This window comes from Sphingomonas trueperi (assembly GCF_011927635.1).
Taxonomy (GTDB): Bacteria; Pseudomonadota; Alphaproteobacteria; order Sphingomonadales; family Sphingomonadaceae; genus Sphingomonas; species Sphingomonas trueperi.
Genome location: NZ_JAATJB010000032.1, coordinates 1 through 10,354 on the forward strand (window position 1 = coordinate 1; position 10,354 = coordinate 10,354).

The 10,354-nt window shown below is 64.3% G+C and carries 10 protein-coding genes; 4 read left to right on the top strand and 6 right to left on the bottom strand.

Annotation, left to right across the window (positions count from 1 at the left end; all coding sequences use genetic code 11):
• Positions 1-300 precede the first annotated feature (300 nt).
• From GGR89_RS21810 to GGR89_RS21820, 3 genes are all read left to right on the top strand, one after another.
• On the top strand, positions 301-1,533 hold the full coding sequence (locus tag GGR89_RS21810) for an epoxide hydrolase family protein (RefSeq protein WP_342449857.1): 1,233 nt from the start codon (positions 301-303) through the stop codon (positions 1,531-1,533).
• A gap of 40 nt (positions 1,534-1,573) precedes the next feature.
• Complete coding sequence (locus GGR89_RS21815; RefSeq protein ID WP_125978239.1) at positions 1,574-1,987, top strand: organic hydroperoxide resistance protein; 414 nt, start codon at positions 1,574-1,576, stop codon at positions 1,985-1,987.
• A gap of 83 nt (positions 1,988-2,070) precedes the next feature.
• Positions 2,071-2,793, top strand: a complete 723-nt coding sequence (locus GGR89_RS21820; RefSeq protein WP_245201762.1) for an alpha/beta fold hydrolase — start codon at positions 2,071-2,073, stop codon at positions 2,791-2,793.
• A gap of 89 nt (positions 2,794-2,882) precedes the next feature.
• Here the strand turns inward: GGR89_RS21820 and GGR89_RS21825 are convergent, their stop codons facing one another.
• From GGR89_RS21825 to GGR89_RS21845, 5 genes are all read right to left on the bottom strand, one after another.
• Positions 2,883-3,704, bottom strand: coding sequence for an oxidoreductase (locus GGR89_RS21825; RefSeq protein WP_241213660.1), 822 nt, complete (start codon positions 3,702-3,704; stop codon positions 2,883-2,885).
• Positions 3,705-3,750: 46 nt separating this feature from the next.
• Entirely contained in the window at positions 3,751-4,308 is a 558-nt protein-coding gene (locus GGR89_RS21830) for a cytochrome P460 family protein (protein WP_125978233.1), read from the bottom strand.
• A 7-nt stretch (positions 4,309-4,315) separates the two neighbouring features.
• On the bottom strand, positions 4,316-5,356 hold the full coding sequence (locus GGR89_RS21835) for an alpha/beta fold hydrolase (protein ID WP_125978231.1): 1,041 nt from the start codon (positions 5,354-5,356) through the stop codon (positions 4,316-4,318).
• Positions 5,357-5,525: 169 nt separating this feature from the next.
• A complete protein-coding gene (locus tag GGR89_RS21840; protein WP_125978229.1) occupies positions 5,526-6,797 on the bottom strand; it encodes an MFS transporter in 1,272 nt (423 codons plus the stop codon).
• Entirely contained in the window at positions 6,794-8,419 is a 1,626-nt protein-coding gene (locus tag GGR89_RS21845; protein WP_125978247.1) for an ABC-F family ATP-binding cassette domain-containing protein, read from the bottom strand. Before GGR89_RS21845 ends, GGR89_RS21840 begins: the two co-directional genes overlap by 4 nt.
• 96 nt (positions 8,420-8,515) lie before the next feature.
• Here GGR89_RS21845 and GGR89_RS21850 point away from each other — a divergent pair, with 96 nt between their 5' ends.
• Positions 8,516-9,160 (top strand): TetR/AcrR family transcriptional regulator, encoded by a 645-nt coding sequence (locus GGR89_RS21850; RefSeq protein ID WP_164521921.1) that lies wholly within the window; start codon positions 8,516-8,518, stop codon positions 9,158-9,160.
• A gap of 188 nt (positions 9,161-9,348) precedes the next feature.
• Here the strand turns inward: GGR89_RS21850 and GGR89_RS21855 are convergent, their stop codons facing one another.
• On the bottom strand, positions 9,349-10,251 hold the full coding sequence (locus GGR89_RS21855) for a transporter (protein WP_206431287.1): 903 nt from the start codon (positions 10,249-10,251) through the stop codon (positions 9,349-9,351).
• Positions 10,252-10,354: the final 103 nt, after the last annotated feature.

Consider the following 10,354-nt stretch of genomic DNA (forward strand, 5'->3'; position numbering starts at 1 on the left):
GATCGGCTCCGCTACGCTACGCCTCCCGCCCAGGCTGGCATCACAGGCGCGCATCAACTAACTATGCAACCGGACCAGTCGTCGCAGGCAGTCCAGGGCGCGCCCCGCCGTTAGTTGGTGAAAGCGGGTCGCCCCGAGCGCGGGATCGCATCGCGAATGGGCTGCGGCTCGCGCACGCTAACGCCACATCATTCTACCTAACGCGCCTCTTTCGGCAGCGGCTCTATCGTCCGGGCAATTGCAGCCAGACTGAGGAGACGCCCGGTGCGTGCAGACCTACCCCCATCCCGCCGACAATTTGTGGTCGGCACGGCGCTCGCAGCGGCGTTGAGCGCCATTCCGGCAGCGGCGCGCAAGCAGGCGGGCTCGACCATCCGTCCGTTCAGGATCTCGGTTCCGACAGCGGACATCGCAGCAATGAAGCAACGCATCCTCGACACTCGCTGGGCGGACGCGCAGCCCGCTTCCGATGACAGCGAGGGCCTGCGGCGGCAGACCCTCGAGCCGCTCCTCCGATACTGGGCGACCGGATATGACTGGCGAAAGGTGGAGGCACAGCTGAATGCGCTGCCGACGTTCATGACCGAAATCGACGGTCTGGACATCCATTTCCTGCACGTCCGCTCGAAGCAGGAAAACGCCATGCCGATGATCCTGACGCATGGCTGGCCGGGCTCGATCCTCGAGTTCCTGCGGGTGATCGGCCCGCTGACCGATCCGACCGCCCATGGCGGCAAGGCGGAAGATGCCTTCCATCTCGTCATCCCGTCGATTCCAGGCTTCGGCTTTTCGGAGAAGCCGACGACCGTCGGTTGGGGTTCGGATCATATCGGCCGCGCCTGGTCGGTGTTGATGCGCCGGCTCGGGTATAACCGCTACGTCAGCCAAGGCGGCGACTGCGGTTCGGTTATTTCGCAGCGTATGGCGCTCCAGCACGTGCCGGGCCTGATCGGCATCCACCTGAACATGCCCGCGGTCGTGCCCGCTGACATTGCGAAGATCCTGGCTGCGGGGGACCCGGCGCCGACGAACCTTACGGCAAAGGAACGGGGCGCCTTCGATCAGCTCGAAGCCTTCAACCGCGACAATGCGGCTTATGCGGCGATGATGAACACTCGGCCGCAGACGATCGGCTACGCGCTGGTGGACTCGCCGGTCGGCATGGCGGCGTGGATGTATGAGAAGATCGCGCAATGGGCCTATCCGGCGGGCGCCCCCGAGCGCGTGCTGGGGCGCGATGCGATCCTGGACGACCTTTCACTCTACTGGTTGACCCGTACCGGTGCGTCTGCCGCCCGGATTTACTGGGAAGATCACAGCAACAATTTCAACGCGCGCGGCGTGATCGACCTGCCGGTCGCCGTCTCGGTCTTCCCGGGAGAGATCTTCCGTGCGCCGAAGAGCTGGGCGACGCGCTGCTACAGCAACCTCTTCTACTTCAACGAAGCGCCCGATGGCGGTCACTTTGCCGCGTGGGAGAAGCCGCTGGTCTTTGCCGAGGAAGTCCGCGCCGCCTTTCGCCCGCTGCGCTGATCCTCCGCCTCTTTGCCACTGACCAAGAAAGGAAGACAGCATGTCTGATGCCAAGACTCTCTACACCGCGAAGGTGCACGTAACCGGGGGCCGCGAGGGCAGTGCCACCAGCGACGACGGTCGCCTGGCGCTCAAGCTGGCAACTCCGGGAAGCCCGGGGCAAGGCACGAACCCCGAACAGCTGTTCGCTGCCGGCTGGTCCGCCTGTTTCGAGGGCGCGATGGCGATCGCGGCCAAGGCCAAGGGCGTTTCCCTGCCGGCCGATCTCGCGATCGACGCCGAAGTCGAACTGCGACACGGCGAAGACGGCTTTGCGCTGGCAGCGCGTCTTAACGTCCATGTTCCCGGAGTAGAACGGGAGACGGCGCGGCAGCTGATTGAGGCCGCGCATCGCACCTGCCCCTATTCCAAAGCCATCAAAGGCAATATCGACGCCGTCGTGGCGTTGGCCTGATCGGCAGCAACACCAGGAGATCAACGATGCGCAACTTACTTCGCGGCGCACTGGCGCTTGCGGCGGCGGGCCTGCTCGCCCCGTTGGCGCAGGCTCAAGACACAAAGCCTACGATTGTTCTCGTACATGGCGCGTTTGCCGACTCGTCCAGCTGGAACGGCGTTATCCCGATCCTGGAGCGCGACGGGTACAAGGTCATCGCAGCACCGAACCCGCTGCGCGGCGTTCGAGCGGATGCCGATGTGGTGGCGGACCTCCTCAAGAGCATCGACGGCCCGGTCGTGCTTGTCGGCCATTCCTATGGAGGATCGGTGATCAGCGAGGCGGGTGAAGGCCGATCGAACGTGAAGGCGCTCGTCTTCGTGGCGGCGTTCGCGCCGGACGAGGGCGAAACAGCGCTGGCGCTTACCAGCAAGTTCCCCGGCAGCACGCTAAGCCCGACGCTCGCGCCGCCCGTGAATCTCACGGGGGGCGGCAAGGATCTCTACATCCTGCAAGCCCGGTTTCACGATCAATTCGCCGCCGACGTGCCTGCAAGCGCTGCGGCGCTGATGGCTGCCGGCCAGCGCCCAATCGCACAGGCTGCGCTCTCGGAAGCCTCAACGGCACCAGCGTGGAAGGCGCTGCCCTCGTGGTTCATCTACGGCGACCAGGACAGGAACATCCCGCCTGCCGCGATGGCGTTCATGGCGCAGCGGGCGCACGCACGCGCTGCTGTGGTCGTCAAGGGCGCGTCCCACGTCGTGATGGTGTCTCATGCGCCGGAGGTCGCCCGCCTGATCGAGCAGGCGGCGACTGCCCATTGACGCACATGGTGCCCGTGTTCTGCACGGGCACCAAGACCTTGTCGCGGCGGCATCACCGGCGCGGTGCCGGCGCAGGCCCGCTCACCTCCCTAGAAGTCCGTCGAAGTGCTCAGTGCACGCCAGGCTCGGAGCTCCGCCAGCCGCGCCTCGTCGATCTGCTCGGCGCGCGCATAGGCATCGGATCCGAGCACCAGCCGTATCGGCGGCTGCGACGCGTCCGCCAGCGTCAGAATGGCCTGTGCCGCCTTTTCAGGGCTGCCGGGCTGTTTGCCGTCATAGGCGCGTTGCATTTCCGCGGTGCGACCGACCGTTTCGGCATAGGCTGGATTGCCCGCGACGATCTGGGTCGATAGGCCTGCGAAGTCGGTGCGGAAGCCACCCGGCTCGACGATCGTGACATGGACGCCGAACGGCGCCATTTCGATCGCAAGGACCTCCGAGAAGCCCTCCACGCCGAATTTCGCGGCGGAATAGGGCGCACGCCCCGTTGCACCAGCGCGCCCGCCGATGGAGGAAAACTGGATGAAATGCCCGCTTCCTTGCGCGCGGAAGTGGGGGATCGCTGCCTTGCTCATGAAGATCGTGCCGAACAGGTTCGTCTCGATTTGAGCGCGGAAGTCATCAATCGACGTGTCCTCGATCGGTGCGACATTGCCGTAGCCCGCATTGTTCACGAGCAGATCGAGCCGCCCGAAGCGTTCCCTTGCGGCGTCCACGACGTTCCCCGCCGCAGCGGGATCCGTGACATCGAGCGGCAGCGCCAGAATGTTGTCGCCGCCGCGATCCACCAGGTCATCGAGCGCCGCGACGCTTCGTGCCGTCGCCACGAGCCGATCTCCGGCATCGATCACGGCTTCGGCCAATGCTCGACCCAGGCCGCGGGAACAGCCGGTGATGAGCCAAGTACGCATGAGAACCTCCTGAACTAGCTTGCTTCTATGCCCGCGCGACCCGCACTCATTCGGCATAGTGGGTGAAGACGAGATCGGCCGCCGGATCGAGTGTCCGGAGCTTTTGATGGCATTCAAAGCAGGAACGCGGGATGGATGCGTCCACCGAGGGGCGGCCGCCTTCGAACTGGCCATATCCCCAGCCGCCTGTGGCTGCGTAGCGCTTGGCGTCCTTCACGCTGATCTGCACGTTGGTCGGCGTGCCAGCGACGAAGGACTGCGGCGCGGGGAAGACCTTGTCGTTCTGCGGTGAAGACTGATAGCGCCATGCCAGCCGCACCAGAACGGCGCCGTCGGGAAAGGGCCGCCTTCCGCTGCGAAAGGCGCGTACGGCGACATCGTTGCCCAGAATAGCTCGAATGTCGTTGTTCTTGCCCCTCTCCTGCGCCACGCTGATCAACTTCCAGTCGCGATAGCCGCTCGGCAGATTCACCACGGAGAGAGACGGTCCCGCATCCTGCCTTGAGCGCGCCGCCGAGACTGCACAGAGGCCGAAGGCTGCGGTAGACAAGGCCAGGGCGCCCAGGCAGACCTGATGGAACGTCGGTTGCTTGCGGCATATCATCTGCTTCTCATCCCGCCATCGCGAAGGCATCGAGCACTGCCTTGGCAAAAGCCTCGGGCGCTTCCTGCGGAAGATTGTGGCCAATACCGCCCGAGACCAGCCGGTGTTCGTACCGCCCCGTGAAACGAGCCCGATAGGCAGAGGGGTCCGGGTGGGGTGCACCGTTGGCGTCGCCTTCCATCGTGATGGTCGGAATGGCGATTGGCGGAGCGGCTGCGAGCTTTGCTTCGAGAGCGTCGTATCTGGCTTCGCCTTCCGCAAGCCCCAGCCGCCAGCGATAGTTGTGGATGACGATCGCCACATGGTCAGGGTTGGCGAAGGAAGCGGCCGACCTCGCGAAGGTGGCATCGTCGAACTTCCATTGCGGAGAGGCCAACTGCCAGATCTGCTTGTTGAACGCGGCGGTATTGGCTGCGTAGCCCAGCTTTCCCCGCTCCGTTGCGAAATAGAATTGATACCACCACTGGAGTTCCGCGGCCGGCGGCAGCGGTTTGGCGTTGGCAGCCTGGCTGCCGATCAGATAGCCGCTTACCGAAACAAGCGCGGTGCAGCGCTCCGGCCACAGCGCGGCCATGATATCCGCCGTGCGCGCACCCCAGTCGAACCCGGCCACCACGGCACGCTTGATCCCGAGCGCGTCCATCAAAGCGAGGCCGTCCACGGCGAGGGCCGCCTGCTGGGCATTGCGCACGGTGACGGCGGAAAGGAAGGTTGTCGTGCCATGACCCCGCAAGTGGGGCACGATGACACGGTGGCCCTTCGCCGCCAGCAATGGCGCCACCGCCTCGAACGCATGGATATCGTAGGGCCAGCCGTGGAGCAGCAGAATCGGCGGCCCGTTTCGGGGGCCCAGGTCGACATAGCCGATGTTGAGCACGCCGGCATCGACCTGCTGCACGGGGACCATCGACGTGGCTGCGGCTGGTGCGAATATCCTGGCAGTCGCCCGCGCGGCGGTGCTGCCCGCGGCGAGCGTTGCTGCAACAGCCGCGGCGACCTGCACGAAGTCCCGGCGACGAAGGTCGGTGGTTGCGGAATGGGCGTTCATGAAGGATGCCTCCATCGATCCTGAGGGGAGGCCCGGCTATGCGCCCGATCTCTCGCGGGCGCCCGTTAGGCGTTGTGATACCGTGCGAGCGCCTCTGTCGAGTCCTCGCCGCAACCGCTTTCGGCGCGCTAACGAGAACCAACCGACGCGATACCTCTCGGCAGCGGGATCATCGTGGCGCAGAGATTGTATTCGGCCTTTCAGCGCCGCCCAGTTCAGCCACTCGCACGAGGTCGACCGCACGTGTCTCTCGCAATGCTGCTGTGGCGAGGACGACGAGGGTATAGGACATGGCGACGTACAAGCCGATGGCGTGGGCATAGCCGAGGGCGGCAACACTGGTGCCGACCGCGACCGGCGTGGCCCCCGCAAGGCCGCGACCCATATTATAGCAGAAGCCCAGGCCCGAGCCGCGCAGGGCAGTCGGATAGGACTCGGTCAAGACGGGCCCGAGGGCGCTGTAGAGCCCCAGCGCAAACAGGCCGAGCGCCGCGGTCAGCAGGAGCAGTGCGGCGTCCGACAGGCTTAGTTGCGTTGCCGCCAGCGCCACGACCGCCCCGGCGGCTGCGAAACTCACGAGCGTTGCCCGGCGGCCGACTCTGTCGCTGAGCCACGCCGCGAGAAGATAGCCAAGGAACGAGCCGCCGACGAGGACGGCCATATGCAGGGTGGTGGCGGGGGGGGAAAGGCCTCGTTCGAGCCGCAGCATGGTTGGCCACCACGTGGCAATGGCCCAGTATCCACCGTGGGTGCCGGTGGCCAAAGCACAGCCTTTCAACGTCTTCCATCGCGCATCGCGGCCAAAGATGCGGTACCAGGGGAGAGGCGCATCGCCTGCCGGGAAGATCGGCGGCTCGATCATGCGCGTTCGAAGGCCCGCAATCGCGAGGGCGGGCAACAGCCCGACGAATAAGACGATCCGCCAGGCGATCGCCGGCGGCACGAGCGCCAAGGCAATAGACGTCGTGGCCGCTGCGAGCCCCCACCCGACGGCCCAGGCGCTCTGGAGACTCCCGAGGGTGCGGCCGCGGGTAGTTCGCGGCGCGATTTCGCTGATGAACACGACGCCGACGCTCCACTCGGCCCCAAAGCCGAAGCCCTGGACCAGTCGGGCGAGGAGAAGCTGGTCGTAGGTCTGCGCCAGTCCGCACAACGCGCTCGATATGCCAAGCCAGAGGATGGTGATGCGCAGCACCGCGATGCGCCCAATCCGGTCCGATACCGAACCCGCCAACCAGCCGCCGATCGACCCCGATGCCAGGGCCGCGGAAGCGAGCATCCCTGCCCTTGTCGGCGAGATGCTCCACAGGAACGAAAGGGCGGGGAGGAGGAATGCAACGACCTGAACGCTCATGGCATCAATGCTGAACCCCGCGAAGGTGGTCCAAAATGCCTTGCGCGCGAGCGGATCGACAGATCGATACGAATGCGAGGCGGTCACGCGATTCCCTCGTCCCACTGCCTCAGGACAGCGCCGCGCTCGCCGGGTACGAGCGCGAGCCGCCGGGTGATGGAGATTTTCTCCAGGAAGGTATCGTCGTGACTGACCACAAGCAGTGCACCGTCATAGGCGTGGAGCGCATCTTCAATCGCTTGGATGGAGTCGAGATCGAGGTGGTTGGTAGGTTCGTCCAGGATCAGCAACTGTGGCGGCGTGGGCCCGCCAAGGCGGCATGCTATCCCCGCCCGCAACATCTGCCCGCCGCTAAGCGTGCCGACGATCTGAAGCGCGGCGTCTGCGCGAAATAGAAAGCCCGCGAGCACGGCGCGACATGCATTTTCGTCCGCATCCGGGTTGAGGCGCCGAAAATTGTCGAGGATCGATGCCGCCGGATCGAGGAACGACACATGCTGGTCTATGACGGCGCTGGGAACCTGGAGACACACATGGCCGGCAGTTGGCGGCTGCTCGCCCGCGATCAGTTTCAGCAGCGTGCTTTTGCCGGCGCCATTCACGCCGGTGATGGCGATGCGCTCGGGGCCCACGATGTGCATGTCGAGGTGCTGGAACAGCGGACGGTCGGGTTCGTACTCCGCGCATACATCGTGCAGCTCCAGCACCGCACGCTCCGCATGCAACCCAGTGTGCGGCAGAACGACCGACAGTTCCTGCAGGACCTCGATGCGCGCCCGCGCAGCCGCTACCGCATCGGCGGCGTCATCGACGAGCCTTTCCGTGAGGCGTTTGCCGCTTCCGCCGCTTGCTTCGGCGGCATTCTTGCGCGCACCCATAAGGATGCGGGGCATGTCGCCTCGCGCAGCCTTCCGTGATCCCGCTGCGTCGCGGCGCAGCTTTCGCTCCATGGCCATTTGGGCTTTGCGCTTTGCCGCCGTCTGCTGCTTTTGGGCATGCGCAAGATCCGCTTCCGCCGCCTCCAGTTCTACAGCCTTGCGTTCGCGATAGCGGGTCCAGTTGCCGCCATAGCGCGTCGCACCCAGCGTGGTCAGCTCGATGATGGCGTCCATGCCGTCCAGAAGGGCACGGTCGTGGCTCACCACCAAAAGACCCGCGGTCCAGCCTTCGACGAGCCTGCGGACGGCGTTCCGGCCAGCGCGGTCGAGATTGTTCGTCGGCTCGTCGAGCAGGAGGAAGTCGGGCGCATCGAAAATGGCCGCGGCAAGGGCGGCCCGGGTGCGCTGCCCGCCCGAAAGCGAGGCGACTGTGGTAGAAGCGCTGGCGTCCAGGTCGACGCGCGACAGCGCGCCGCGGACCCGCTCCTCGAGCGTCCAGTCGGCATCGGCGAGTTCATCGATGGCGGCGGTTCCATCTTCGGCACGTCGCAGGATGCGCAATGCGTCGCTGATCCCGAACAGGTCGGCAATGGTCTCGGTCGCCGACGTGCGGATCGCCTGCCGCATCAGGCGGACGCGGCCATCGACGACGAGGGTACCAGAGCGTGGTCGTAGATCCCCGGACAGGAGGTGGAGCAGGGTCGACTTGCCGACGCCGTTGCGTCCGACCAGGCCCACGCGCTCGCAGGACAGATGCAGGTCGATCCCCGTCAAGACCGGCCGTTCGTCTGGGGTCGCCCAATGGAGCGCCGATGCGCTAATCGAGGGCATGGACAGGACCTCCGACATTCTTGAAACGACACGGTATCGTGCAGATAATAGCAGGATCGATGCTATGCAATGCGAATGTCGGAGGGAGACCTTGCTGTGACGAAAGCTGGCGGTCGGCCCACCAAGGCGCAAGCTGCGGCGCGCGACGAGGCGTTGCTCGACGCTGCACGCCGATTGTTCTCCGAGCGCGGGTATGCCGGCACGTCCATCGATCAGGTCGCCGCGACGCTCGGGTGGTCGAAGCACACAGTCTACAACCGCCATGCGGGCAAGCTTCCTTTGCTCGAGGCAGTTGTGGATCGAGACGTAGGCAGGTTCATCGCTGCTCTTGAAGACGCTGGACAAGGAACCGATCCGCTGGCGTCGCTCCGGGCGATGGCGCGCACGTATTTCGTTTTCTCCGCCTCGCCGGGATACGCAGCGCTCTACGCGGCGATTGCGCTCGAGGCAGCCAACTCGGCACATCTTCGGGAGCGATTGCGGGCATGGGCTGCGGCTGCCCTTAAGCCAATGCTTGATGCAATCGAGCAAGTCGCTCAACTTGCCCGTTGGCAAAAACATGGTGTCGATGAAGCTTGTCAGCTTCTGGTTGATCTCCTGGACGGAGAGGCCAGCAGGGCTAAGTGGGACGGTATCGTGGGAGATCATCTCGAACAGCGGTTCGAGCGCCGATGGGAGATTTTTCGGCGCATGATGTTCGACGACCTTGATGACGACCGGGGGGCTGAACGACAGCGTTGATGCCGAGCGGCTGACGCCGGGCGCGTGGCAAGTTCTCTCAGAAGCTGCCGTTCATGGTTGGACTATCGAACGACCGGATCTGGTCGGTAGAGGTCGCTCATCCGGCTTGAAGACGTGGCGCAAAGCTGCTGATGACCCAATTTAGCCAAGACAACGATGCAGACCGAACCATTTTCTTCGAAATATTTCTAAAACACCCTACTTATATTGAACGAGAATGTGGTTGTCGTAGGCGTATAGTCCTTCTTCGCCACAGAACGGGTAAATCCGACGTTGATTGCTGTCGCAGGGTCCAGGCTGACACTCCCACTGGCTCCCAGTCTAAGCGTCTGTTGCCGGTTGTCCTGCGCGACACCGTTGAATTTTGTGGTTCCACCATGAGCATAAACTGCGTCTAAGGACAGCCAAGCGCCATTGCCAACGTCGTGACTGATGTGACCGTCGACGCCGACCAGGGCTCTTTGCTGCAGCCTGCCGTCACCTCGGTACTTGTCGTTGACCGTAAACAACTGGACATTACCATTCACGGCAAAGAGCGCACGCCGGCCGAGGTACTTCCCGTACGAGACCTGGGGCTTCAGCATCCAGCGATTCTTGCCGATGTTAAGAAGACTCCCCGCATCATAGGCGCCAGTCGGAGCCGTCACGCCGATTGACCCCGTGAGATAAGCTGACGGCTGCCAAGCGGCGAACTCCCGGCGCGTCAGCGCAGGCGCGCCCGAGATGTTCATGACGAAAACGGCGTTCACATCTCCCAGGCCCTCGCTGTGGGTCTGAAGGTTTGTGCCATCAAGACGTGCGGTCACGAAGCCGTAGGGTACGATGAGTTGGACGGCCGCCGCTCGGCCAGCGATGCCGAAAGAACGCGCATAGCGCGCTATGGGCACATGCGCGTCCACAGACACGCCTTCGATGGGTAGCGAAAGATCGACCGAAGCCTCTGTGTTTGAATAGGTGTAGTAGAGGAACAGGATGTTCGTATCGACTGGAACATTCTCCCAGTCCCTGGCGCCCTGAGCGAAGGCGGGTTCCGACACCATGATCAGCCCACCGGCTAGGAGGATCGCGAACGCGGCTTTGTGCTTGCTCACAGTCGCTATGAACCGCGCCGGGTTTGCCGGAGGCCATTAGATGTGAGTCACGCCGCCATAACGATCTGCTCAGCGGCAGCATAGTAGTTCGCTTCGGCTTCGG

Bases quoted from the DNA above. Each gene is read 5' to 3' on its own strand.
- GGR89_RS21830 (WP_125978233.1), bottom strand. From the start codon at position 4,308: ATGATATGCCGCAAGCAACCGACGTTCCATCAGGTCTGCCTGGGCGCC.
- GGR89_RS21815 (WP_125978239.1), top strand. From the start codon at position 1,574: ATGTCTGATGCCAAGACTCTCTACACCGCGAAGGTGCACGTAACCGGG.
- GGR89_RS21825 (WP_241213660.1), bottom strand. From the start codon at position 3,704: ATGCGTACTTGGCTCATCACCGGCTGTTCCCGCGGCCTGGGTCGAGCA.
- GGR89_RS21845 (WP_125978247.1), bottom strand. From the start codon at position 8,419: ATGCCCTCGATTAGCGCATCGGCGCTCCATTGGGCGACCCCAGACGAA.
- GGR89_RS21835 (WP_125978231.1), bottom strand. From the start codon at position 5,356: ATGAACGCCCATTCCGCAACCACCGACCTTCGTCGCCGGGACTTCGTG.